Origin of the sequence: Actinoplanes sp. NPDC023936 (assembly GCF_040639325.1) — a bacterium.
In the GTDB taxonomy this organism is placed as follows: Bacteria; Actinomycetota; Actinomycetes; order Mycobacteriales; family Micromonosporaceae; genus Actinoplanes.
Genome location: NZ_JBEZZR010000014.1, coordinates 98,688 through 121,155, shown reverse-complemented (window position 1 = coordinate 121,155; position 22,468 = coordinate 98,688). Strand labels below are relative to the sequence as shown.

The 22,468-nt window shown below is 71.3% G+C and carries 22 protein-coding genes; 6 read left to right on the top strand and 16 right to left on the bottom strand.

From position 1 onward, the window contains the following. Positions 1 to 450: 450 nt before the first annotated feature. From AB0F72_RS20290 to AB0F72_RS20270, 5 genes are read right to left on the bottom strand one after another with little or no spacing between them, the layout of a single operon-like run. The gene (locus AB0F72_RS20290) at positions 451 to 1,461 is read right to left on the bottom strand and encodes a sugar phosphate isomerase/epimerase (protein WP_360433311.1); all 1,011 of its coding nucleotides are present in this window, start codon (positions 1,459 to 1,461) and stop codon (positions 451 to 453) included. Further along, complete coding sequence (locus AB0F72_RS20285; protein WP_360433308.1) at positions 1,458 to 2,507, bottom strand: Gfo/Idh/MocA family oxidoreductase; 1,050 nt, start codon at positions 2,505 to 2,507, stop codon at positions 1,458 to 1,460. The genes AB0F72_RS20290 and AB0F72_RS20285 overlap by 4 nt, the downstream gene beginning before the upstream one ends. Beyond that, positions 2,504 to 3,382 (bottom strand): sugar phosphate isomerase/epimerase family protein, encoded by an 879-nt coding sequence (locus AB0F72_RS20280; RefSeq protein WP_360433305.1) that lies wholly within the window; start codon positions 3,380 to 3,382, stop codon positions 2,504 to 2,506. The genes AB0F72_RS20285 and AB0F72_RS20280 overlap by 4 nt, the downstream gene beginning before the upstream one ends. After that, the gene (locus AB0F72_RS20275; RefSeq protein ID WP_360433302.1) at positions 3,379 to 3,768 is read right to left on the bottom strand and encodes a DUF6379 domain-containing protein; all 390 of its coding nucleotides are present in this window, start codon (positions 3,766 to 3,768) and stop codon (positions 3,379 to 3,381) included. Before AB0F72_RS20275 ends, AB0F72_RS20280 begins: the two co-directional genes overlap by 4 nt. Next, positions 3,768 to 5,264: a GMC oxidoreductase gene (locus AB0F72_RS20270; RefSeq protein WP_360433299.1), complete on the bottom strand. Its 1,497-nt coding sequence runs from the start codon at positions 5,262 to 5,264 to the stop codon at positions 3,768 to 3,770. Before AB0F72_RS20270 ends, AB0F72_RS20275 begins: the two co-directional genes overlap by 1 nt. A 165-nt stretch (positions 5,265 to 5,429) precedes the next feature. On the opposite strand from AB0F72_RS20270, the gene AB0F72_RS20265 reads away from it, so the two are divergent. Together AB0F72_RS20265 and AB0F72_RS20260 are read left to right on the top strand one after the other, a co-directional pair. Continuing rightward, the gene (locus AB0F72_RS20265) at positions 5,430 to 6,803 is read left to right on the top strand and encodes a glycoside-pentoside-hexuronide (GPH):cation symporter (protein ID WP_360433296.1); all 1,374 of its coding nucleotides are present in this window, start codon (positions 5,430 to 5,432) and stop codon (positions 6,801 to 6,803) included. Between the two features lie 32 nt (positions 6,804 to 6,835). After that, on the top strand, positions 6,836 to 8,083 hold the full coding sequence (locus AB0F72_RS20260) for an ROK family protein (protein ID WP_360433293.1): 1,248 nt from the start codon (positions 6,836 to 6,838) through the stop codon (positions 8,081 to 8,083). Between the two features lie 498 nt (positions 8,084 to 8,581). Here the strand turns inward: AB0F72_RS20260 and AB0F72_RS20255 are convergent, their stop codons facing one another. The 5 genes from AB0F72_RS20255 to AB0F72_RS20235 form a co-directional block, all read right to left on the bottom strand. Beyond that, positions 8,582 to 9,643: a glycosyltransferase gene (locus AB0F72_RS20255; protein ID WP_360433290.1), complete on the bottom strand. Its 1,062-nt coding sequence runs from the start codon at positions 9,641 to 9,643 to the stop codon at positions 8,582 to 8,584. Further along, positions 9,633 to 10,316, bottom strand: a complete 684-nt coding sequence (locus AB0F72_RS20250) for a hypothetical protein (RefSeq protein WP_360433288.1) — start codon at positions 10,314 to 10,316, stop codon at positions 9,633 to 9,635. Before AB0F72_RS20250 ends, AB0F72_RS20255 begins: the two co-directional genes overlap by 11 nt. A 96-nt stretch (positions 10,317 to 10,412) precedes the next feature. Then, positions 10,413 to 11,048, bottom strand: coding sequence for a 3-oxoacid CoA-transferase subunit B (locus AB0F72_RS20245; RefSeq protein ID WP_360433285.1), 636 nt, complete (start codon positions 11,046 to 11,048; stop codon positions 10,413 to 10,415). After that, positions 11,045 to 11,704, bottom strand: coding sequence for a 3-oxoacid CoA-transferase subunit A (locus tag AB0F72_RS20240; RefSeq protein ID WP_360433282.1), 660 nt, complete (start codon positions 11,702 to 11,704; stop codon positions 11,045 to 11,047). The genes AB0F72_RS20245 and AB0F72_RS20240 overlap by 4 nt, the downstream gene beginning before the upstream one ends. Continuing rightward, positions 11,701 to 12,882, bottom strand: coding sequence for a thiolase family protein (locus AB0F72_RS20235; protein WP_360433279.1), 1,182 nt, complete (start codon positions 12,880 to 12,882; stop codon positions 11,701 to 11,703). Before AB0F72_RS20235 ends, AB0F72_RS20240 begins: the two co-directional genes overlap by 4 nt. 70 nt (positions 12,883 to 12,952) lie before the next feature. Here AB0F72_RS20235 and AB0F72_RS20230 point away from each other — a divergent pair, with 70 nt between their 5' ends. Continuing rightward, positions 12,953 to 13,852: a LysR substrate-binding domain-containing protein gene (locus tag AB0F72_RS20230; RefSeq protein WP_360433276.1), complete on the top strand. Its 900-nt coding sequence runs from the start codon at positions 12,953 to 12,955 to the stop codon at positions 13,850 to 13,852. A 13-nt stretch (positions 13,853 to 13,865) separates the two neighbouring features. Here AB0F72_RS20230 and AB0F72_RS20225 read toward each other — a convergent pair whose 3' ends face one another. Further along, positions 13,866 to 15,806, bottom strand: a complete 1,941-nt coding sequence (locus AB0F72_RS20225) for a metallophosphoesterase family protein (RefSeq protein WP_360433273.1) — start codon at positions 15,804 to 15,806, stop codon at positions 13,866 to 13,868. A gap of 130 nt (positions 15,807 to 15,936) precedes the next feature. Here AB0F72_RS20225 and AB0F72_RS20220 point away from each other — a divergent pair, with 130 nt between their 5' ends. Then, positions 15,937 to 16,098 (top strand): hypothetical protein, encoded by a 162-nt coding sequence (locus AB0F72_RS20220; RefSeq protein ID WP_360433270.1) that lies wholly within the window; start codon positions 15,937 to 15,939, stop codon positions 16,096 to 16,098. A gap of 68 nt (positions 16,099 to 16,166) precedes the next feature. Here the strand turns inward: AB0F72_RS20220 and AB0F72_RS20215 are convergent, their stop codons facing one another. The 3 genes from AB0F72_RS20215 to AB0F72_RS20205 form a co-directional block, all read right to left on the bottom strand. After that, on the bottom strand, positions 16,167 to 16,466 hold the full coding sequence (locus AB0F72_RS20215) for a hypothetical protein (RefSeq protein ID WP_360433268.1): 300 nt from the start codon (positions 16,464 to 16,466) through the stop codon (positions 16,167 to 16,169). Between the two features lie 50 nt (positions 16,467 to 16,516). Next, on the bottom strand, positions 16,517 to 17,050 hold the full coding sequence (locus AB0F72_RS20210; RefSeq protein WP_360433265.1) for an SUKH-4 family immunity protein: 534 nt from the start codon (positions 17,048 to 17,050) through the stop codon (positions 16,517 to 16,519). 124 nt (positions 17,051 to 17,174) lie between these two features. Further along, on the bottom strand, positions 17,175 to 17,978 hold the full coding sequence (locus tag AB0F72_RS20205) for an endonuclease/exonuclease/phosphatase family protein (RefSeq protein WP_360433262.1): 804 nt from the start codon (positions 17,976 to 17,978) through the stop codon (positions 17,175 to 17,177). Positions 17,979 to 18,018: 40 nt separating this feature from the next. Here AB0F72_RS20205 and AB0F72_RS20200 point away from each other — a divergent pair, with 40 nt between their 5' ends. Next, entirely contained in the window at positions 18,019 to 19,386 is a 1,368-nt protein-coding gene (locus tag AB0F72_RS20200) for a M20/M25/M40 family metallo-hydrolase (RefSeq protein ID WP_360433259.1), read from the top strand. Here AB0F72_RS20200 and AB0F72_RS20195 read toward each other — a convergent pair. Further along, the gene (locus AB0F72_RS20195; protein WP_360433256.1) at positions 19,373 to 20,329 is read right to left on the bottom strand and encodes a DMT family transporter; all 957 of its coding nucleotides are present in this window, start codon (positions 20,327 to 20,329) and stop codon (positions 19,373 to 19,375) included. The two genes, AB0F72_RS20200 and AB0F72_RS20195, sit on opposite strands and share 14 nt — an antisense overlap. A 70-nt stretch (positions 20,330 to 20,399) precedes the next feature. Here AB0F72_RS20195 and AB0F72_RS20190 point away from each other — a divergent pair, with 70 nt between their 5' ends. After that, complete coding sequence (locus AB0F72_RS20190) at positions 20,400 to 20,954, top strand: CGNR zinc finger domain-containing protein (RefSeq protein WP_360433253.1); 555 nt, start codon at positions 20,400 to 20,402, stop codon at positions 20,952 to 20,954. A 52-nt stretch (positions 20,955 to 21,006) separates the two neighbouring features. Here the strand turns inward: AB0F72_RS20190 and AB0F72_RS20185 are convergent, their stop codons facing one another. Continuing rightward, positions 21,007 to 21,744, bottom strand: a complete 738-nt coding sequence (locus AB0F72_RS20185) for a class I SAM-dependent methyltransferase (protein ID WP_360433250.1) — start codon at positions 21,742 to 21,744, stop codon at positions 21,007 to 21,009. Between the last annotated feature and the right edge of the window lie 724 nt (positions 21,745 to 22,468).

Sequence of the window (22,468 nt, the reverse complement as noted above, 5' to 3'; positions counted from 1 at the left end):
CGGCCGTAGTGGGGGCAGGTAAAACGCGGCGTTTGGCTGCGTGGACTACGGCTCGGGTGGGCCGGCCGTAGTGGGGGCAGGTAAAACGCGGCGTTTGGCTGCGTGGACTACGGCTCGGGTGGGCCGGCCGTAGTGGGGGCAGGTAAAACGCGGCGTTGATCTGCGTGGACTACGGCTCGGGTGGGCCGGCCGTAGTGGGGGCAGGTAAAACGCGGCGTTGATCTGCGTGGACTACGGCTGGGGAGCGCCAGCCGTAGCGGGTGCAGGTAAAACGCGGCGTTTGGCTGCATGGGCTACGGCTCGCCGCCCCCCGGCCGTCGCTCACGCGAGGCAGCCGCGGGCTTTACCTGCGTGGGCTACGGCTCGCGCCCCGGCCAGCCGTAGCCCGCCCGCGCATGTCACGCGGAGCAGCGACCGGCCCACCTGCTGATAGCCGAAGGCCACGCCGAACTACTGATTGCTGAAGGCCGCGTCAAAGGCCGCCCCCGGCAACGGCCACAACAACTCCCGCACCCGCCGCACAGCCTCGGCCGCCCCGTGTAGACGGTCCATCCCGGCGTCCTCCCACTCGATCGAGATCGGACCCTCGTACCCGATCGCCGCGAGCGCGCGGAACGCGTCCTCCCACGGCACGTCCCCATGACCGGTGGACACGAAGTCCCAGCCCCGCCGCGGGTCGCCCCACGGGAGGTGGGAGCCGAGCACCCCGGCCCGCCCGGACGCCGGGCGGATCCGGGTGTCCTTGCAGTCCACGTGGTAGATCCGATCCGCGAAGTCGGTGATGAACCCGACCGTGTCCACCCCCTGCCACAGCATGTGCGACGGGTCCCAGTTGAAGCCGAACGCCGGCCGCCGCCCGATCGCCTCCAGGGTCCGCACCGAGGTCCAGTAGTCGTACGCGATCTCCGACGGGTGCACCTCGTGGGCGAACCGGACACCCTCGGCGTCGAACACGTCGAGGATCGGGGTCCAGCGGCGGGCGAAGTCCTCGTACCCTGCCTCGATCACGGACGCCGGGACGGGCGGGAACATCGCCACGTATTTCCAGATCGACGACCCGGTGAAGCCGACGACGACGTCCGCCCCGAGCCGCCGGGCGACCCGGGCGGCGCGTTTCATGTCCTCGGCGGCACGGAGCCGTACCCCCGATGGCTCCCCGTCCGCCCAGATGGACTGACGCAGGATGCCTTGGTGGCGGAAATCGATCGGATCGTCGCAGACCGCCTGGCCGGTGAGGTGATTCGAGATCGCCCAGCAGCGCAGGCCGTATCTGTCCAGGATCTCGACACGCGACAGCAGGTAGGACGGATCCTCCTCGGCCCGCGCCAGATCCAGATGATCACCGGAGGCGGCGATCTCCAGGCCGTCGTATCCCCATGACGCGGCGAGCCGGGCCACCTCCTCGAACGGCAGATCGGCCCACTGACCGGTGAAAAGGGTGACCGGTTGACGCGCGCTCATGAGACCTCCACCCAGCTGCCCGACGACGCGGACGCGAGAACGGCAGCGGTGATCCGGGTCGCCCGCCAGCCGTCGGCGAACGTCGGCAGCCCCGATGACGGCGCCGAACCCTGGATCGCGGCATATGTGTCCGCCACGAAGTCGGCGAAGCACTCGTAGTACCCCTGCGGATGCCCGGCCGGCAACCCTGCCGGAGCTCCCGTCCGAGACGGATCACGCAGGACGACCTCGTTGGAGGCGAGCCCGCCGATCCACAGCGACTCCGGCGTCTCCTGGCAGAACGCGTACGAGGCCGACGCGCTGTCGAAGGAGAACGACAGGGCGTTCTTACGCCCCGGCGAGGCCTGGCTGACCACCACGCTGCCGAGCGCTCCATGATCGGTCTCGAAGCCGACGACCGCGCCGTCCTCTGTCGCACGCCCGGCACGCGACGAGCCGAACCGCGCCGACACCCGGGTGATCCGCTGCCCGGTCACGAACTCGGCCAGATCGCACCAGTGCACGCCGATGTCCGCGAACGCCCGGCTCGGACCGCCCGCGGCGGCGTCCACCCGCCAGTTCGTTGCGGCCGGGTCGGCCAGCCAATCCTGCAGGTAACTCCCGTGCAGCAGCCACGGCACGTCCGCGCCGGGCACCCGCAGCCGGTTCCGGGCCTCCCGCACCGACGCGTAGTACCGATAGACGAACGGCACCGTCGCGACGAGACCGCGCCCGGCGGCCAGCGACGTCAGCTCCGCCGCCTCGTCCGGCGCGATCGCGAGGGGTTTCTCGCAGACGACGGCGACACCGGCTTCGACGATCTTCTTCGCGTACGGGTAATGGCTCGCGTTGGGGGTGCAGACGTGCACGACATCGACTCCCGCGTCGAGCGCGGCGTCGAGCGAATCCGTCCCGGACGACGCCCCGAACTCCTCGGCCGCCGACCTGCCCTGCTCCGCCGACCTGCCGACGACCGCGACGAGCGTGCCCCCGGCCGCCCGGATCGACCGGGAGTGCACAGCGCCCATGAACCCGGTCCCGATCACCGCGGCGCGCACCGGTTTCACCGGCCGGCCTCCAGCGACCGCAGCAGCGCGTGCTGCCGCCGGACCTGCTCGACGCCGCGGTAGGGGTCGCGGTCGCCCTCGTACTCACTGGACAGGTAGCCCGCGTACCCGTTGTCGAGAAGCGTCGACACGATCTCCGCCCAGGGGATCTGCGGGTCGGTCAGATCCTCGGTGACGTCGAAGAACTTCGCCTGGATGAAATGCACGAACGGCAGAACATCCACGAGATCCGACATGGGTACGGCGAGAGGCCTGCGCCACCCCTCCTCCTGCGCCTCCTCGCTGAGCCCGGCGTGCTTGGCGAACGTCGCGGACCGCTGGAAGATCCCGGTGTCGATGAGCAGCCGGAAGTTCGGGCTGCCGGTCCGCTCGATGAACGCGAGGTACGCGTCCACCACCTCGTGCTTGATCGGGGTGGGCGCGTGGATCTCCGGGCAGATGACGATGCCGAGATCGGCGGCCAGGTCGAGGGAGCGTTCGACCACCCGGTCCCAGATCGGGTGCGGCTTCAGGTCCAGGGACACCACGCCGGTCTTGGGACGTACCGACGTGAAGCCCAGCGTGGCGGCGAGCCGCAGGTCGCGCTGGAGGATCGTCACGCCCTCGTCGACGGTGAGGTCGCGGTGCTGCCACATCCGTGAGTCGATCCACGAGCCGTAGTTCGTGGGGGTCAGCCCGTGGCGTTCGAGCAGCCGGTGCCACGAGTCGATCCACGCGGTGTCCGGCCGGGGATAGCCGGGGACGTTGCCCTCACCGAGGATCTCGATGCCGGTGGCGCCGAGGTCGGCGATCTCCGCCATCGCGTCGTCGAGGGTGAGCAGCGTGTACATGTCGCCGGTGTAGCTGTAGAGCGAGACGCCGTACTGGAGGCTCATGGCAGGAGGGTGACCTTTCGCTCGGCGTCGAAGATCGACGGCTGGAACTCGGCGGGGATGTACGGCGCCTGCAGCGCGATGCCGACCGCGAGGTGGTGGACGCCGGCCGTCAGCCCGCCCGGATGCGGCACGGTGATGACGGCCGCCTCGTCGAGCTGCCACCGCACGTCGGTGGAGACGGCCAGTTCGGCGAGGGTGAAGTCCCGGCCCTGCAGCGTCCAGCGCGGCACCGTCCGGTCGAAGCGCAGCGTGCCGTCGACGGTCACCGTGACGCCCTCGATGAGGCTGCCCGGCACGCCGCGGTAGTTGGGCATGCGCAGCCGGAACTGGAAGCCGCCGGGCACGTTGCGGAACCCGCGGTTCTGGATGATGTCGCGGTCGAGCATCAGTACTCCTTGGCGATCGAGAGCGCGCCGCCGACGGCGAGGGCGACAGCGGTCAGGGTGGGATTGCAGGCGGTGGCGGTCGGGATCACGCCGTTGCCGGCCACGTAGAGGCCGCGCACGCCCCAGACCTGGCTGTCCGGCCCGCACACCGAGGTGCCGTCGTCGGCCTGCCCCATCCGGACACTGCCCTGGTAGTGCAGGGACGCGCCGTTGGGGAACCGCAGCGGCGGCTGGTCGTCGAGGGGGTCGCCGAGCGCCTCGGCGGCCTGCCGGATCTCCTTCTCGGCGGTCTCCAGGTTCGCCAGGTCCCGCTCGGTCAGGCGGTAGTGGATCCGGATGGCGGGCATGCCGTAGTCGTCGACCTCGTCGTCGCTGAACGCGACCCGGTCGGACTCCTGCAGATCCTTGGCGCAGAACCAGCCCAGGCCCACGATCGAGCCGGGCACGATCTCGCCGGCGAACGGCACCGGTGACGCGTCGAGCTGCATGACCTGGCCGTGGAACGGGTGCGCGTCGGTGAACGGGACCCAGCTGACGCCACTGATCCCGGTGTGCGCGGCGGAGGGCGGGATGTCGCGCAGGCGTACCGCGTACACGATCTGGGGTTGATCGTTGAGATACCGGCCCAGCGCGCGGGGGCGCACACCGGAGGCGTGCAACACCTGGGGGGTACGGAGACTGTCGGCCGCCACCACGACGACGCGTGCCCGCACGTCGTGCTCGGCGCCGCCGGCCCGGACGCGCACGCCGCTCACCGTGTCACCGTTCCCCGTGTCACCGTTCCCCGTGTCACCGTTCCCCGTGTCACCGTCGAGCAGCACCCGGGTGACGAGCGCGTCCGGGTGGATGTCGCGGAACCCGCCGAACACCACGTCGGCTCCGGCCCAGCGCAGGTGGCCGTCCGGCTCCCGGCGGACCGCGAGGGGCATCGGCCGTACCCGCCGATCCGCGGACCGATCGGCGTCCAGCGCGGCAGCGAGCCGGCGCCGCACCTCGCCGGCGAGCGGCGCCCCGGCGAGAGCCTCGGCGGAGACGCCGAGCAGCCGTTCCGCCTCGGTGAGCCAGGCGTCCAGGTCCGGCAGGAAGTCGATGATCTCGCTCTCGCCGGGGCGGGGGCAGGCGCCGGTCCAGTGCGCGCCCATGCCGCCGACGTTCGTCGACATCGCCGCGGCCGGGAACTCCTCCCAGCCGGAGTCCAGCAGGAACGTGCCGGGGCGCTGCAGCCGGTTCGCGCTTCTGGCGTAGTCGTCCATCGTGTCGGTGGACGCCGGGCGGCTGGGACGCGGCCCCTCGCAGCGGCGCTGGGCCTCGGCGCGTGCCTCGGCGTCGCGGATGTTCCTGACGTGCGTGCCGGGCGGGTCGCTGATCAGCGGTCCGGCCTCGAAGACGGCGACGCGCAGGTGCGGAGCGTGTTCGCTGAGGACGCGGGCGTAGGTGGCGCCGGCCGGGCCGCTGCCCACGATCGCGACGTCCACCTCGGTGGGGAAGCGGGTCATGGCGAGGAACTTACGTTCGTCAGGAACAAAAGACAAGCCCCGGCAAAGATAGGGCAAGGACGACATTCATCGGAAACATGCCGTTGACTTATGTGCGACAGGGGCACAAGATGGGCCCACTCCACGTGGCTATGACCCCCATCACCCTGCGACAAGGACTCCCTGATGAGCATCAGTCCCGCCATGAGCCAGGAGATCGTTGAGGTGGCCGACGACCCGCGAGCGGTCCGCCGCCGGGAGCGCGCCGCCTTCGCCCTCGGCGACATCGCGTCCAACCTGACCTGGACCACGATCTCCAGCTACCTGCTGTTCTTCTACACCGACGTCGCCTCGATCGCGGCCGCCACCGCCGGCACGCTGATGCTCGTCGCCCGCCTGCTGGACGCGTTCTTCGACCCGGCCGTCGGGATGGTGCTCGACCGGACCACCACCCGCTGGGGCCGGGCCCGCCCGTACCTGCTGTTCGGCGCGCCGCTGCTCAGCGTGCTGACCGTGCTGACGTTCGTCACGCCGGGCGGCGGGACGCTCGGCGCGATCTCCTGGGCGTACGTCACGTTCATCCTCGTCGGACTCGCGTACTCGCTGGTCAACGTCCCCTACGGCGCGCTCATGGCGATGACCACCCGGGACTCCGGGATGCGGATGAAGCTGGCCGGCTTCCGGGCGTTCGGCATCGGCCTCGGGCTGATCATCGTGTCCACGGCCACCCAGCCGCTGATCGCCCTCTTCGGCGGGTCCACGACGTCCCGGACCGGTTTCGCCTGGACCGTCGGCATCTACGCGGTCGTCGGCATGGCGCTGTTCTGGGTCGTCTTCGCCTCGGTCAAGGAACGCGTGCCGCACACCCCGGCCGCTCGTGGCAAGGCCTCACTACGAACGTTGGTCGGCAACCGCCCGTGGCTCACCGTCGTCGTGTTCTCGGTGCTCTCGTTCGCCCGGCTCGGCATCATCACCGGTGGCGCCGTCTACTTCGCCCTGCACACGCTGCACAACCCCGGCGCGATCTCGCTGATCCTGCTCGCGTTCTCGCTCTCCGCCGTGATCGGCTCCCTGGTCACCGCGCCAGTCCTGCGCCGGTTCGGCCACCGGCGCGGCATCCTGTACGGCCTGCTCGCCTCGATCGCCCTGACCGTGCCGCTCTTCTACCTGCAGGACGACCTGCTCGCCTTCACTGTCGTCTTCTTCCTGCTCAACATCGTCGGCGGCTTCGGGTTCGTCGCCGCTCCCGCGCTGATCGCCGACACCGTGGAGTGGCAGGAGTGGCGCAGCGGCCACCGCAACGAAGGGCTGCTCTTCTCCGCCTACAGCATGAGCACCAAGATCGGCGCCGCGCTCGGATCCGCGCTTCTCGCCTGGGGCCTGGCCGCCGCCGGGTACACGCCGGACAATGTCACGGCACGAGCCAGCGACGGCATCATGCTGTTGTTCCTCGTGCTGCCAGCTATCATCGCCGCGCTGCAGGCCGTGTGCATCGCGCGTTACAAGCTCGAGGCGCAGCTGCCGCAGATCAAACTGGAGATCGCTCAGCGTCGCCGCTGAGCCGTTGCCGCTGAGTCAGGGAGAGGGGCGTCGTGACGCTGCCGGCCAGCCTGGAATCGGCCCCGCTTGCCGTGATCATCGACCTGGTCCGCTCCGGCCGGGCCGCCACCCGGCCCGAGCTCGGCGTCGTCACCGGCCTCGGCCGCAAGGTCGTCACCCAGCGTGTCGACCAGGCGATCAGTCTCGGTCTGCTGGAGGACGGCGAACTGGCACCGTCCTCCGGCGGGCGGCAGGCGCGGACCCTGCGGTTCCGGGCCCGCGCCGGGTACGTCTACGGCGCCCTGGTCGGCGCGTCCGAGTTCACCGCCGCGGTCCTCGACCTCGACGGGGCGCTGATCACCTCACATCACGAGGACTGGAACGTCGACCGGGGACCCGAGCCGACGATGAGCCGGCTGGAGGCCGCGTTCGCCGGGCTGGCCCGGGCCACCGGCCTGACCCGGCCGTGGGGGATCGGCATCGGCATGCCCGGCCCGGTCGAGTTCGCCACCGGCCGCCTGGTCGCGCCGCCGATCATGCCGGGCTGGGACGGGTTCAGCGTCCGCTCCTGGTTCCGCGACCACTACGACGCCCCGGTCTGGGTGGACAACGACGTCAACCTGATGGCCCTCGGCGAGTGGACCGCCGGCAAACCGCACGACGGCCGCGACATGCTGTTCGTCAAGGCCGGCACCGGCATCGGCGCCGGCCTGATCAACCGGGGCCGGCTGCTGCGCGGCGACCGCGGCGCGGCCGGCGACATCGGCCACGTGCACGTCTCGTCCGACCCGGCGGCCCTCTGCCGCTGCGGGCGGACCGGCTGCCTGGAGGCGGTGGCCAGCGGCTGGTCCCTGCTGGAGGAGGCAACCCGCCGGATCGCCGAGAGCCCCCGCCTGTCCCTCCCGCTCACCCTTGGCAAGATCGGCGCGGCCGCCGCGGCCGGTGATCCCCTCGCTGTCGAGCTGGTGGAGACGCGGGTCCAGGCGCTCGCCGAAGTGGTCGCCCACCTGGTCAACTTCACCAACCCCGGCGTGCTGGTGCTCGGCGGCGGCGCGCTGCGCACCGGCCCGCGCTTCATCGAGATGATCGCCGAGGCGGTCCTGGCCCGCTGCACCGACCTGGTCACCCGCGATCTGGTGATCCGCCCGGCCTCACTGGACCAGATGGAGGGCGTGATCGGCGCGGGCTTGCTGGCCGGCGCGGGCTTGCTGAACCCGTCGTCGCTGACGCAGTGGGCGGAGTCGGGGAGTCCGCTCGGCCACGCGGCCGACCTGCAGCGCCTCTCCGCCGAGTTGACCTAGTCCGTTGACCGGGGAACGTTCACCGGGTAGAGGCCGGCAGTGGATCGTTGCCGCCGATAGCCGGCGCGGTTGAGCGCGCGTGGCAGGTTTGGTTGGGGCTGCGCCAGCACAGCGTGGCTGTCCCGGCGCCCGCGTTTAGCGGATCTTGGAGCGCTTGGTGCCAGCCCGATGTCGCTGTTTACGGATCTTGGAGCGCTTGGGGCCGGCTGGTTCTCAGCGCGGACAAAACGGACGCTCGGGAGCGCTGGCAGCCAGCCGGGCGAGGTGAGCTGGTCGTCAGTGCTCCCGATGAGCTGCCGAAACAGCACTGAGCACCAGCCGGACCAGCTGGTTCCCAGTGCACAGCACTGACCCTGCTGGTTATTTGAGGCGACTCCGCCGGAGCGCTGCTGACCGGCTGGTCCGGCTGGTGCTCAGTCATCGATTGCCCCGTTCAAGATCGACTGGGCCGTCGCGTACGGCTGAGGCATCCGGCGTGGCAGGGATCGACCGGGGGCGTCAGGTGTTCGGCAGGTGGGGGACCACCTCGTCGGGATGGGGCATTGCCGCCATTTCGGCGCTCACCTCCCGTGCCGCCTCCGCCAGCGACGCGTCGCTGAGCAGGCGGCTGATCACTTCCGGACCGATCGAGCGCTCGTCCACCGCGATGCCGGCGCCTCGGGCCGCCACCAGCTCGGCGTTGTGCCTGCGGTCTCCGGCCCCGCGGACCACCAGCTGCGGGATCCCGGCGTGCAGGGCGGCCAGCACGGTCCCCGCGCCGCCGTGGTGAATGATCGCGGTGCTGACGGTCATGGCCCGGGCCAGCGGGAGCCATGCGGTCACCCGTACGTTGGGGGGAAGGGTCTGAGCCGCAGCCCGCGCGCCTGGCCTGACCAGCACGAAATCCGCGTCGATCGACGTGGCCGCGGCGATCACCCGGCTCGCCAGCCGGTCCGGTCCGGGCTGGGACACCGTGCTGCGGCTGACCAGGATGCGGGGGCGCCGCGGCGGCTCGGTGAGCCAGTCGGGCAGAGCGTCGTCGAGACCGTGCGGAACCGCCCGCATCGGCAGCCCGGTGCGGGCGCCGACGACGCTAGGCGGGGCAATCGTGATCGTGGCGATCGGCGGAGGCACGTCGCCGACCGTCGCCTCGACCAGCGGTGGGCCGGCGAACAGGGAGTTCTCGTGCAGGATCGCGGGGACGCCGAGTGTCGCCGCGGCGGCCGCCAGCGGTTCGTGGATGACCACGTCGGGGCGCCACTCCCGGACCGCCGTCCGGAGGCCGGGGAGGAGCTTCCGGTTCACCGCGCCGAACAGCGGGCCCACCATCTTGGTGCCGGCGGTGCCGGACAGTTCGGCGCGGAGAAGCAGCGGGCGGCGGAGCAGGGCGCCGGCGGCGACCGGGCCGAACCGGAAACCCGGTGAGATGTCGTAGGTGGGCAGCGGGACCTTCAGCGCCTCGGCGGCCGTGGCCACCAGCACCTCGTGCCCCGCCTTCCGCAGGGATTCGGCGATGGGTACGAGCGGGAACACGTGCCCTAGCAGCGGCGCCGCGACGAGAAGAACGCGTCTAGAAGTCAATGGCCGTCAACCAATCCCCGCCGCTGACCGGGCGGTATCCGAGCCGGCCGGCCAGAGCCCGCACCACCGCCGGCATGTGCGCCGCGCCCCACACCACGGCCACCTCGATCGGGTCCGCGCCGCGCTCGGCGTGCACCCGTTCCAGTTCCGCGACGAGCATCTCGTCGCGGTCGTGCAGGAACATCCGGTTCAGCCACCCGGCGCGGAAGGCGCGCGGCTCGCTGTCGTCGCTGATCTCGAAGTTGCGCCGCAGCAGCCAGTCCCGGCCGCCGACGGTCATCGTGACGGTCAGGTACGGCACCATCATCACCACGTCGGCCCAGCCCGTCGCCGGGATCCGGTCGCGCCGGACGGCGAGCGGATCGCCGTCCGGGAAGACCGCGGGGACACCCAGCGACCGGTAGTCGATGTCCTGATGCACCAGCTCACCGGCCCGGCGCTGGAGGCTGAGCCGCATGGCTGTGACATAGGCGAGCCCGGTCGAGCTGGGCCCGTCGTAGGTCTCGGCGACCACCATCGCGCAGGCGGCGACCCGCCGGGCGATGCGCCGGTAGTAGTCGGCCCGGCCGAAGTGGATGGTCGGGATGAGGGTGAAGCGCAACGGCGTGCCGGGGTGCCGGAACGTGATGACGGACGTGCGCACGCCCAGCATGCTCACTTCGGTCAGCTGCACGGTCGCCCTCCCCCGTGTCCCCGGTTCGCCGTGAAGGTGACCTCAGGGTAGGAGATCAGCGCCAGCCGCTCGACCGGCGCAGGACCCGTGGTGCGGTCAGGGGCGCAGCAGCTTCACGTCGAGGCGTTCGCTCAGCTGCTCGAACGTGATGCCGAACGTCTCTCGCACCACCACCCCCTCCGGCGTGATCAGGAACGTCGCCAGGTCCGTGTAGACCCGGTCGACGCACGCCAGGCCGGTCAGCGGGTACGTGCACGACGGCACCAGCTTCGGCGAGCCGTTCTTGGCGAACAGCGTCATCATCACGTAGACGCTCTTCGCCCCGATCGCCAGGTCCATCGCCCCGCCGACGGCCGGGATCGCGTCCGCGTCGCCGGTGTGCCAGTTCGCCAGGTCGCCGCCGGCCGACACCTGGAAGGCGCCCATCACGCAGACGTCCAGGTGCCCGCCGCGCATCATCGCGAACGAGTCCGCGTGGTGGAAGTAGGACGACCCGGGCAGCTCGGTCACCGGGATCTTGCCGGCGTTGGTGAGGTCCGGGTCGATGGCGTCGCCGGTGGCGGCCGGGCCCATGTTGAGCATGCCGTTCTCGGTGTGCAGCACAATCCCGGCGCCGGGCGGCAGGTGGTCGGCGACCAGGGTGGGCTGGCCGATCCCGAGGTTCACGTAGGAACCGGGTTCGATGTCGCGTGCCACCAGAGCGGCCATCGCGTGCTTGTCGAGGGAACTCATACCGCCACCACCCGGTCCACGTAGATGCTCGGTGTCACGATCGCTTCGGGGTCCAGGTCACCGGTCGGCACGATCTCGTCGACCTGGGCGATCACCAGCGAGGCGGCGGTCGCCATCACCGGCCCGAAGTTGCGGGCGGTCTTGCGGTAGACCAGGTTGCCCATCCGGTCCGCGCGGTGGGCGCCGATCAGCGCCACGTCACCCTTGATCGGAAATTCCAGGACATAGGTACGGCCGTCGATCTCGCGCGTCTCCTTGCCCTCGGCGAGGGGAGTGCCGACCCCGGTACGGCCGTAGAACGCCCCGATGCCGGCCCCGGCCGCCCGCATCCGTTCGGCGAGGTTGCCCTGGGGCACAACCTCCAGCTCGATCTTGCCGGCCCGGTACAGGCCGTCGAAGACCCAGGAGTCGGTCTGCCGGGGGAACGAGCAGATGACCTTGCGGACGCGGCCCTTGGCGAGCAGCGCGGCCAGGCCGGTGTCGCCGTTGCCGGCGTTGTTGGAGACCACTGTCAGGTCGGTGGCGCCCTGCTCGATCAGCGCGTCGATGAGCCGCACCGGCATGCCCGCCATGCCGAACCCGCCGACCAGGACGGTGGAGCCGTCCCGGATGCCGGCGACGGCGTCGAGCGCGGTGTCGCAGAACGAGGCCGTCACGCCACGTTCTCCAGGACCACGGCGAGGGCCTGGCCCACGCCGATGCAGATCGCGGCGACGCCCCACCGGCCGCCGGTCTCGCGCAGCCGCGCGGCCAGGGTGCCGAGGATCCGGGCGCCGGACGCGCCGAGCGGGTGCCCGATGGCGATCGCGCCGCCCCGGGCGTTGACGATCGACGGGTCGATGCCCCAGGCGTCGACGCAGGCGATCGACTGCACCGCGAAGGCCTCGTTGAGCTCGACCGCGCTGACGTCGGACCAGGTGATGCCGGCGCGCTTCAGGGCCTTCGCCGCGGCCTCGACCGGGGCGAACCCGAAGTCCTGCGGGTCGAGCGCGTGCACGCCGCGCCCGGCGATCCGTGCGATCGGCTGAGATCCGATCAGACCCGCGACCTCGGAGGATCCCAGGAGTACGGCGGAAGCCCCGTCGTTGAGCGGCGACGCGTTCCCGGCCGTGATCGTCCCGTCCGGACGGAACGACGGCTTCAGCCCGGCGAGCTTCTCCGGCGTCGACCCGGCGCGGATGCTCTCGTCACGGGCCAGGTCCACCCCGGGGACCGGGACCGTCAGGCCGGCGTAGAACCCCTCGTCCCACGCCTTCGCGGCGAGTTCGTGGGATCGGGCGGCGAACTCGTCCTGCCGTACCCTATCGATCTTGAATTTGTCCCCGAGCATCTCGTTGGCCTCGCCCAGCGACACCGTCCACTCGGCCGGCATCCGCTCGTTGACCAGCCGCCAGCCGAGCGTCGTCGACACCGCCGTCACGTTGCCGGCCGGGAACGCGCGGGACGGCTTGGGCAGCACCCACGGCGCGCGGGTCATCGACTCGACGCCACCGGCCACGACGACGTCGGCGTCACCGGACTCGATGGCCCGGGACGCGATGATCGCCGCGTCCAGCGACGACCCGCAGAGCCGGTTGACGGTGGTGGCCGGGACCGAGGTGGGCAGCCCGGCGAGCAGGACCGCCATCCGGCCGACGTTGCGGTTGTCCTCGCCGGCCTGGTTGGCGCAGCCCCACACGACGTCGCCGATCGCGGCCGGGTCGAGGGCGGGCGCCTTGGCGAGCACACCGGTGAGAGCGGTCGCGGCGAGGTCGTCGGGGCGGACCTCGGCGAGGGCGCCACCGAAGCGGCCGAACGGCGTGCGGGCCGCGGCATAGAGGTACGCGGAGTTCATGTGTCCAACCTATGTCCCGGTGACCGATTGAATCCAATACTCAATCCGAACCAATTGATAATCTGCCGTTATGGAACTGCGGCACCTCCGCTCGTTCGTGGCCCTCGCCGAGGAACGGCACTTCGGCCGGGCCGCGGATCGGCTGCACATCGCCCAGCCCGCCCTGTCCCAGCAGATCAAGCAGCTGGAGCGGGAGTTCGGCGTCGATCTGGTCACCCGCACCACCCGGCGCGTCGAGCTGACCGAAGCCGGTCACCGGTTCGCCGAGCACGCGCGCACCGTGCTCGGGTCGGTGAGCCGGGCGTCGGCCGACATGTCGCTGGTCGCCTCCGGGCAGGCCGGCCGGGTGTCGGCCGGTTTCATCGGCACCGCGACCTACGACCTGTTGCCGGCCGCGGCCCGCCAGATCCGGCGACAACTGCCCGGGGTACGCCTCGAACTGCACGGGGAGCTGTTGAGTCCGGCCCTGCTCACCGGCTTGATCGACGGCACCTACGACCTGGTGGTGCTCCGCCCCGACGGGGTGGCACGCCCGGACGTGACGGTCGAGGTCCTGCGCACCGAACGCCTCGTCGCCGTCCTGCCCGACCGGCACCCGCTCGCCCGGCGGGAGCGGATCAGTCTCGCCGAGCTGAGCGCCGAGCCGTTCGTCATGCACTTCTCCGGGCACCGCTCGTCGATGCACGAACACGTCCTCGCCGCCTGCGCCGCCGCCGGCTTCCGTCCGGAACCGATCACCGAGGTGGGCGAGACGGCGACCCTTGTCGTCTTCGTGGCGGCCGGCCTCGGTGTCGCGCTGGTCCCCGAGCCGGTCCGCAGCCTCACCCTGGACGGGGTCGTCTACGCCGAACTGGCGGATCCGCCCACGGTGGACCTGGCGATCGCGACCCGCGCCGGAGACACCGCGCCGGCGATCCGCCAGGTGGCCGAGATCGTTACCGCGATGAGCCGGCGCCGCGCCGGCGATTGAGCTGGTGCCGCGATCAATCGGGCTCGGCTATCAGTCCGCGGCCGGCGACCCGGGTCAGGGTTATCCGGTCGATCTCGGTGAACGGCTGCTTGCTGCCCGGCAGGGCGTCGGCCAGGCTGCGGACCGTCATCGTGGTGCGGGCGCCCTTCGCCGCCGGCGTCACGTCGACCGCGAGGAACGCGTAAGCGTCGTAGCGGACCTGGGACCAGTCGACGGTTTCCGGGACGCGGGTGCCGGTCGGGTGACCGGCTGGCCGGATCTTGCGGTCCGCCGACCAGACGTAGCTGTTCACGATGTTCTCGGTGTTGTTCTCGGCCGTGTTCGGGCCGCCCGGCGGCCGATATCCGCGATAGCGCTGCCCGGCCGGCAACAACTGCGGGCCGGACGGTTTCACGCCTTTCGGCGGGGGTGCGGCCGTGGACGGCGCGACCCGGAACGGATAGCGCGGCCGGCCGCCGGAGCCGACGCAGAGATAGGTGACGCCGTCGGTCACCGGGGAAATGGTGGAGCCGTCCGGCGCGTGGCGGGTGCGTCTGCCGTACCGGATCGGGTCGGTGCGTTCGAGCAGATGGTTGTGTCCCTGCACGACCAGGTCCACCTGATATTTGCTGAACAACGGGTCGATCACGTCCCGGACGCCGCCGTCGGAGGCGTGGCTGTTCGTCGTCGAGTACGCGCAGTGGTGCAGGAACGCGACGACGAAGTCGATGTCGGTGCGGCTGGTGCGCCATTCGCGCAGGCTGCGTTTCAGCCATTTCGCCTGCACCCCGCCGGAATAGCCGGTGTTCGTCTGCAGCTCGGACGACAGTTCGTTGGCGTCGACCGAGATGAAGCCGACGTTGGCGTAGACGAAGCGGTAGACCGACGGGCAGGTGTGCGGCCCGTTGGACGGAAAATCGAGCCGTTCCACCAGACCCCCGTACCCGTGGGTGGGGCTGTCGCCGAGGAATCGGGTCTTTCCGTAGAGCGGTTCCATGTCGTGGTTGCCGGTGGTGAACATCCACGGCGTGCTGGATGCCAGTGGTTCGATCTGATTCAGGAACACATCCCAGACGTACGGGTTGTAGAGGTTCTTGTTCTTCGGGGCGATCCTGGTCAGTGCCGTGGTGTCGTCGGCGGGCAGCCCGGAACCGGACGGATTGGCGTAACAGATGTCGCCGGCCAGCAGCGTGAAAACGGGCCGCTGGGTGGCGAGCAGCATGGTCTGGGTGAGCGCCGGCCGTTTGTCGGTGCCGTGCGCCCCGGCCACCGGATCGTCCGGCAGATAGGAGTTGTTGTCGAAGACCCCGGGCGGCCAGGTGCCGTTCTTCGCGGTCACCGACGGCGGATTCTGTCCCCAGGCGAATCGCGGGTCGGTCGGCGCGGTGTTCGTGCCGACGTCGGCGAACGCGGTGAACGTGAACGGGGCCGGAACGGTCGTGCCGCGGGCCGGCGCGGTGGAGAACGGCGAGTCGCCGCTGACGGTTCCGTCGGAGAGCCGGATCCGATAGTGATGGACGGTTCCGGGCCGTAATCCGCTGACCGTCGCCTTCAGGTAGAACTGGCTGCCGATCGGTCCGCCGGGAATGGCGTACTGGCCGGTCAGGTGCCGGATGTCGGCCTCGAAATGGGTTCCGTACTGGCCGGGCGCCGACCCCACGTCGACGTACGCGCGCATCTTCGCCGGCAGCGAACCGGTTTTGCTGACGAGTTGCGCGGTGATCGCCATGGCCGGTCGCAGGGTGCCGTCGGCAGCCGGCACGAACGACAGGTGTCGACCGGAAACGACCACCCCGGCGGGTCCCGCCGTGCCGCCGCCGGCCGCGAACGCCGCGTTGGCGAGGTGGAACTGTGCGTACGCGTAGCCGCCCGCCCCGGCCATCACGGCCCGTAACAGCGATCGCCGGCTCACCTGCTCGCGGGCGAGGATCCGGGCGTTCCACTCGCCGTAGTCGTCAGCTTTCACGTTTGCCATCGTGTCCCGCGCGCGGCGGCACCGCGCCGAAAACCGGCAACGTGCCCGAAATGCCGGAATTCCGTTTGATCGCCGCGGTGGCCGGGTAGGTGTGGATCTCCGCGAACCGACCACGAGTAGGGAGTGCCGCATGTCGACCAACCCGGATAAATACCCGCCGCTGGACCCGGGCGCGCCGATTCCCGACGACCCAGGCGAACTGTCACCGGACAACCCTGATCCGCTGCCGCCCCCTCCGCCCGAGGAGGTCCCCGAGCCCGCCGAGCCGGACGCCGTCCCGGAACCCGCCTGACCGGGTGATCCCGGCCCTCCTGTGCGGCGTTTCAGCGAGCGCCGCGCAGGACCTACCCCGACCCCGCTCTAGGACGCCATCCGGATCAGCGCGTTGCCGCCGAGCAGCAGCACGTCGGCGCCGGCGACCAGGGCCATGCTCAGGTTCAGCCGCCGCGCCGCCAGCTCCGGCTCCGAGCCGGCCATGCCGCGCACCGCGAACACGACGGCGGCCAGCACCAGCGGGATCCCGCCGATCAGCAGGAAACCGACCGGCGACGGCGTGTTCCCCCGGATCACCAGCACCGTCACCATCGTCGCGGGGAGCAGGCCGAAGAAGACCACGGCCAGCCCCGCGTACCACCTCAGCGGCACCAACGCGTTCGTCATCCGGCAGATCCTAACCGGGCCCGCTTCCGGTCCCGGCGGGCGGGACATGTCTAGTACAGCCAGCGATCCAGCACGGCCGGCCAGAAGTGCTTATCGTGGCTGCCGTCACCGACCGCCGGCGGGTCCAGGGCGCGGATCTGCTCCAGCAGCGCCGCGATCTCCGCGAACGTCTGCTCCTCCGCCTCCGGGTCCTCGTCCCACCGGGCCAGCGCCGCCGACCCTTTCACCCAGCTGCCGACCAGATGCAATGACCAGAGCCAATGCACGATGGACGAGTTGACGAATCGCATCCCGGCCTCCGGGGAATGTTCCACCACCGCGCCGGTGGCCGTGGCGGCGCCGAAGATCCGGTCCAGGCCGCGCGCGTGCGCGAGCTGGTACATCGTCGGTTTGGCCTGGAACGACACGACGTCCACCAGCCCGTCGATCATTGGCACACCGCTGGACGTGAGGGCGGTTTTCTGCTGGTCAGGCAGTTGCCACGCGGCCACCTCCGGCCCGGCCGCGCGGATCACCCGCCCGGCACCCGCCCAGTTCTCGACCGCTTCGAAGGGGGGAGGTGTGGGAAGAGCATCGGTAGGCACGGCAGCGAGAATAGTAGGACTGTTCGGTCGATGCTCGCCGATATCAGCACGCAGATCTCATTGTTATCGACATGTGGTTCCACGGCGCAAAACCACTGCCGTTTCAGACGTCAAGATCAGGCGTTCAGATGTCGAGGATCAGGGCCCGGTGGTCGGAGACCTCCGGTGTGGACAGCACCGCGAAGTGCTTGACCGCCGCCACGTCGGAGACGAGCAGGTGACTGGCATGCCGTACCGGCTTGGGGTAACTCGACGTGCGGGTGTCGGCCGTGCCGACCAGGTCGGTCAGCCCGGCCTCGGCCAGCACGGCGAACGTCTCGCTGGACGGCAGCACGTTGAGGTCGCCGCAGAGCACCACGAGATCCCGCGGCCCCCGGATCCGGTTCACCAGCTCGGCCAGCCGGGTGGCCTGCCGCAGCCGGGCCGGGGTGTCGCCCTTGCCGGCCGGATCCCGCAACCCGTGCACCTGAACCACCCACACCTGCCGCCCGCCGTCCGGGGTGGACCGGTCGACGGTCCGGATCGCGAGCGCGGCCCGCGGCCGGTCGGCGATCGTCCACTCCGCGTGGTCGGTGAACGAACCGTGCACGAACGCCGAGTCCAGCCCGGTGACCGGCCACCGTTCGCCGACGAAGGTGGCCAGGCCGAAGTCCTGCCGGTGCCGGCCGCCGTCCTCGTCGTGCACCGGGCCGGAGTCGCCGGCCACGAAGATTCCCTGGTGGCGGGGGAGCGCGCCGCGGACGTCGTCGAAGAGGCCGGCCCGCTGCGGCAGCTGTCGCTCGCCGTCGTCGAACCGGGTCCAGCCGGTCAGCCCAGGAGTCCGGGTCACCTCCTGCAGGCAGGCGACGTCCGCCCCGCTTCCGGGCAACCAGGCGAGGAGCTCGTCGGCCCGGGCGCCGCCCCAGGCGTTCACACTCATGATCCGCATTCCCGGATTATCCGGCCCGGTACGGGGTAGTCCGCGCGCCATGTCCACGGCTGCGCGCAACTACCTCGACGACCATCGTGACGATCTTGTCCAGCAACTCGCCGACTGGGTGGCCGTACCCTCGGTCGCCGGTGTTCCGGAGCACGAGGCGGACCTGCTGCGCTCGGCGAACTGGCTGGCCGGAGCGCTGCGCGAGACCGGCTTCCCGACCGTGGAGGTGTGGAAGGCGGACGGCGCCCCGGCCGTCTACGCGGAGTGGCGCACGGATCCCGGGGCCCCGACCGTGCTGATCTACAGCCACCACGACGTGCGGGCCGCCATGGAACAGGAGTGGCAGGAGACCACGCCGTTCCAGGCGGTGGTCCGGGACGGGTACGTCTACGGCCGCGGCGCCTCCGACGCCAAGGGCCAGGTGATCGCGCACGTGTGGGGTATGCGGGCGTATCTGGCGGAGGCGGGCGCACCGGCCGTGAACATCGCGATGCTCGTCGAGGGAGAGGAGGAGACCGGGTCCGGGCAGCTGCGCACGCTGCTGGAGGAGCACGGCGTCACCGCCGACCTGATCCTCTTCTCGGACACGCTCCTCTGGCACGCCGAGCACCCGGCGATCTGCACCAGCATGCGCGGCATGATCCTGGCCCAGCTGCGGGTCTTCGGCCCGCTGCGGGACATGCACAGCGGCGCGGTCTCCGGCCCCGCGCCGAACCCGGTCCTGGAGCTGTCCCGGCTGCTCGGGAAGCTGCACGACGACAAGGGCCGGATCGCGCTGCCCGGCTTCTACGACGACGTCGACGAGCCGTCCGAGCGGCGGCGCGCCGAACTTGCCGCGCTGCCGTTCACCGAGGACGACTGGCTGGCCCGGTCGGACACCCGCAGCATCGGCGGGGAGGCGGGGTACACCGTGCTGGAGCGGCTCTGGCTGCGCCCCGCGGCCGAGGTGATCAGCGTCCTCGGCGGTGACCCGGTGGGGCCGTCGCGGGGAGCGGTGCCGGCCGCCGCCGAGGCGACGATCAGCATCCGCATCGTGCCCGATCAGACCGCTGCCGCGGTCGGCGACCAGCTGCGCCGCTGGGTGGCCGAGGAGATCAGCGACCGATTCGGGTACGAGCTGACCGTCTCCGAGGAGAGCGGGCAGGACCCGTACCGGACACCTCCGGACCACCCGGCGCTGGACGTGCTGGCCGAGGCCATGGAGGAAGCCTGGGGCGTCCCGGCCGGGCGGATGGGCAACGCCGGCGGCGGCCCGGCGGACCTGCTGAACCGGATGACCGGGGCGCCGGTGCTGTTCTTCGGGACCGGCCTGCCGGAGGACCGCTGGCACGACAGCGACGAACGCGCGTCGATCGAGGTGCTGCTCAAGGGCGCGACCACCCTGGCGGGGTTCTGGCAGCGGTTCAGGCGGTCCTGACCAGCGCCGGGGCGACGTCACCGGGCACGGTGGGGGCGGCGACCGGCTCGGCGGGGATCGAGGCGATGCCGGCCAGGATCAGCGCGCCGCCGGCCATCTGCAACGGGGTGAGCGCCTCACCGACGACGACCCAGGCGAACACCGACGCGAACACCACCTCCAGCAGCCCGACGAACGACGCGAGCCGGGAGCCGAGCCGGCTGGAGCCGAAGATGCCCGTCGCGTAGGCGATCGCTGTCGCGAAGACGGCCACGACGGCGAGCGGAACCCACCACGGTGCGATCGTGCCGAGCAGCGTGACGTGGGTGTTCGTGGCGGTCATCGGCACGATCCCGGCCAGGCCGGTGAGCCCGAGCACCGCGCCGCCGAGCAGCAGCCCGGCGCCGGCCAGGGCGACCGGCGGCAGCCCGTCGGCGGGGCGGGCCGCGACCACGAAGTACACCGCGCAGCCGATCGCGGCAGCGAACGCGAGCAGGATGCCGACCGGGTCGACGGCCTGCAGCGCGCCCGGCCCGATGACCAGCACCAGGCCGCCGATCGCCAGGGCCGAGCCGAGCAGCACGGCCGGACGCGGCATCCGCCGGGTGGTGGCCCAGGCCCAGAGGACGAGCAGCAGCGGCGCCAGGTACTCCACCAGCAGCGCGGTGGACACCGGGATCCGGCTGATCGCGGCGAAGTAGGTGAGCTGGGTGAACGCGACAGCGATGGCGCCCATGCCGGCGATCCGCCAGCGGGCCCGCCACAGCGCGTCCCAGCGCCCGCGCAGCGCGACGAGCACGAAGGGGAGCAGCAGCAGGCCGGCGATCAGCGCGCGGGCGGTGACCGCGGCCGCCGGGGACCAGCCGGCTTCCAGGAGCGGTTTGATGAACGCGCCGGAGGTGCCGAAGGTGGCGGCCGAGGTCACGGCGGCGAGAAGTCCGGCGGAGCGCGGCGAGAGGTGCACGGCGGGTCCCCTGTCATGGGCTAAATTAGGTTCGTCCCTGACGCTAGGCCGGGTTTAGTAGGGAGTCAAATTGCTTTTTGCCCCTGACACCGAGGAGTCGCTGGAGTTCGTCGTCACGCTCGTCAACACCAGCCCCGGCGCCTCTCGCTCCGGGGCCGACGAGATCACCACCGTCGAGCAGCTGCGCGAGCTGCTGAGCAGGTACGTCTACTCCGGACGCATCGACCACGACGAGGCCGAGCTGGCGGCGGTGCGGGAGACCCGGGCGCTGCTGCGGGAGGTGTGGACGCTGGACCGGGACGCCGCCGTGGAGGCCGTCAACCGGATGCTGCGGGAGGCGCACGCACTGCCGTACCTCACCCGCCACGACGGCTCGGACTGGCACATCCACGCCACCGAGCCGACGTCGCCGCTCGCCGAGCGGATCCGGGTGGAGGCCGCCCTCGCGCTGATCGACGTGATCCGCACCGGCGAGACGAACCGGCTGCGGGTCTGCGGCGCCGACGACTGCACGGGCATCTTCATCGACCTGTCGAAGAACGGATCGAAGCGGTTCTGCAGCGTGCGCTGCGGGAACCGGGTCAACATGGTCAACTATCGGGCGCGCCGATTCGACGGTCAGTGATCTGCCGGCCACCGAGCCGGTGGCTCCGGTCCTGCGCCCGGCGCGCCGGGCCTCAGGCGCGCGGCCGGAGCACGTACCCGGTGTAGCCGTAGTCCGCGCCGTGCGCGGCCCGCACCCCGATCTCGGCGCCGACCTGGTCCAGCAGATCGCCGGGGACGCCCTCGCGGCGCAGCCGCTCGATGCTCGCCGCGAGGGGCCGGTAATACTCGTCCCAGTCGCTGTCCGGCAGCACGTACGCCGCCCGCACCGTCCACCCGGCACGCTGGGCGGCCTCGACGTTGCCGGCGGTGGTGCGCATCGCCGGATAGCCCGGATCCCAGAACTCCCGGGCGCCCGCCGCCGGCGTGGGGGTCAGCCACTCCGCCTCGGTGAGCACCAGCACGCCGCCCGGCGCCAGCAGCGGTTTCCACGCGGCGAGCGCGGCGTCGAAATCCATGATGTAGGCCGAGCCCTCGGCCCAGATCAGGTCGGCCGACCCGGGCGCGACGTCGAGGTCGTCCATCGAGGCGAGACGTGTCTCGATCCGGTCGCCGACGCCGGCCGCCCGGGCGTTCGCGGTGAGGCGCTCCAGGAAGGGCTCGTGCAGGTCGACGGCGGTGACGTGCCCGCCGGTGAGCCGGGCCAGGGCGATCGTGGCCGGTCCGGTGCCGCAGCCCAGATCGAGCACGCGCGGCTCGGCGGGCAGGGCGCCGGCCAGGCGCAGCAGCAGCTCGGTGGTGGCGGCCGAGCCGGGGGCCTCGCGGGGCAGGTCGTGGTGGGCGCGCCAGAACGCGGCGGTGAGATCAGTCATCGGCGGGCAGCATCGCACGCGCGGCCGCGCGGCGCACCGGATTTCCCGTTGTCCCGACGCTCCGCCGTGGACGGCCCGCCGTCGTGCTCGGCGCGGCCGCGCGGCCGCGTGGACGGCCCGCCGTCGTGCTCATCGCGACGGTGAGATCGACGTCGTGCCGGCTCGATCGGGCCCGCTGGACGCCGGTGTGGATCGTGGAGCGGCGGGCGGCCGGCGCACAGTGCTGACCCGGTTGGCTGATACCCGCCACCCCTGTTGGCTGATATCCGCCGCCGGTAGTGCGCCGATGCGGCCGTGTGTCACGGTCGGTTGCCGGTGTCGGTGGAGCGCTGTGGGGTCTGCGTCATTCTGCGGGGCCTGGGGCGTCCGCGGGTTTCCGGAAAGCGCGACGTTGACCGCGGATGCCGGCACGCTGGGTGGCAACGGTTCGTGCTGACGCGGTGGCCCGGCCCGGGTCGTCGGCTGGCCCGCGCAGCGGCGATGATCCCGCCCCCGGGGGAACGTTGCCGCGTCCGGGAGCACTGACCACCAGCCGGACCAGCTGGTCGTGAGTGCTGTCCTCGGCTGGCGTGGATCATGGAAAGGCGTGGCCCGGCTGGCGCTCAGCGCTGCCCCGGGCAGCAGGCGAGAACACTGAGCGCCAGCCGGGCACGACGAGCTGGTCACGAGTGCTGCCGGATACCTGTCTCGAGAGCACTGAGCACCAGCCCGCCCGGACCGCTCC

Bases quoted from the DNA above. Each gene is read 5' to 3' on its own strand.
- AB0F72_RS20290 (WP_360433311.1), bottom strand. From the start codon at position 1,461: ATGAGCGCGCGTCAACCGGTCACCCTTTTCACCGGTCAGTGGGCCGAT.
- AB0F72_RS20280 (WP_360433305.1), bottom strand. From the start codon at position 3,382: ATGAGCCTCCAGTACGGCGTCTCGCTCTACAGCTACACCGGCGACATG.
- AB0F72_RS20275 (WP_360433302.1), bottom strand. From the start codon at position 3,768: ATGCTCGACCGCGACATCATCCAGAACCGCGGGTTCCGCAACGTGCCC.
- AB0F72_RS20270 (WP_360433299.1), bottom strand. From the start codon at position 5,264: ATGACCCGCTTCCCCACCGAGGTGGACGTCGCGATCGTGGGCAGCGGC.
- AB0F72_RS20265 (WP_360433296.1), top strand. From the start codon at position 5,430: ATGAGCATCAGTCCCGCCATGAGCCAGGAGATCGTTGAGGTGGCCGAC.
- AB0F72_RS20245 (WP_360433285.1), bottom strand. From the start codon at position 11,048: ATGAGTTCCCTCGACAAGCACGCGATGGCCGCTCTGGTGGCACGCGAC.
- AB0F72_RS20235 (WP_360433279.1), bottom strand. From the start codon at position 12,882: ATGAACTCCGCGTACCTCTATGCCGCGGCCCGCACGCCGTTCGGCCGC.
- AB0F72_RS20230 (WP_360433276.1), top strand. From the start codon at position 12,953: ATGGAACTGCGGCACCTCCGCTCGTTCGTGGCCCTCGCCGAGGAACGG.
- AB0F72_RS20225 (WP_360433273.1), bottom strand. From the start codon at position 15,806: ATGGCAAACGTGAAAGCTGACGACTACGGCGAGTGGAACGCCCGGATC.
- AB0F72_RS20220 (WP_360433270.1), top strand. From the start codon at position 15,937: ATGTCGACCAACCCGGATAAATACCCGCCGCTGGACCCGGGCGCGCCG.
- AB0F72_RS20215 (WP_360433268.1), bottom strand. From the start codon at position 16,466: ATGACGAACGCGTTGGTGCCGCTGAGGTGGTACGCGGGGCTGGCCGTG.
- AB0F72_RS20205 (WP_360433262.1), bottom strand. From the start codon at position 17,978: ATGCGGATCATGAGTGTGAACGCCTGGGGCGGCGCCCGGGCCGACGAG.
- AB0F72_RS20200 (WP_360433259.1), top strand. From the start codon at position 18,019: ATGTCCACGGCTGCGCGCAACTACCTCGACGACCATCGTGACGATCTT.
- AB0F72_RS20185 (WP_360433250.1), bottom strand. From the start codon at position 21,744: ATGACTGATCTCACCGCCGCGTTCTGGCGCGCCCACCACGACCTGCCC.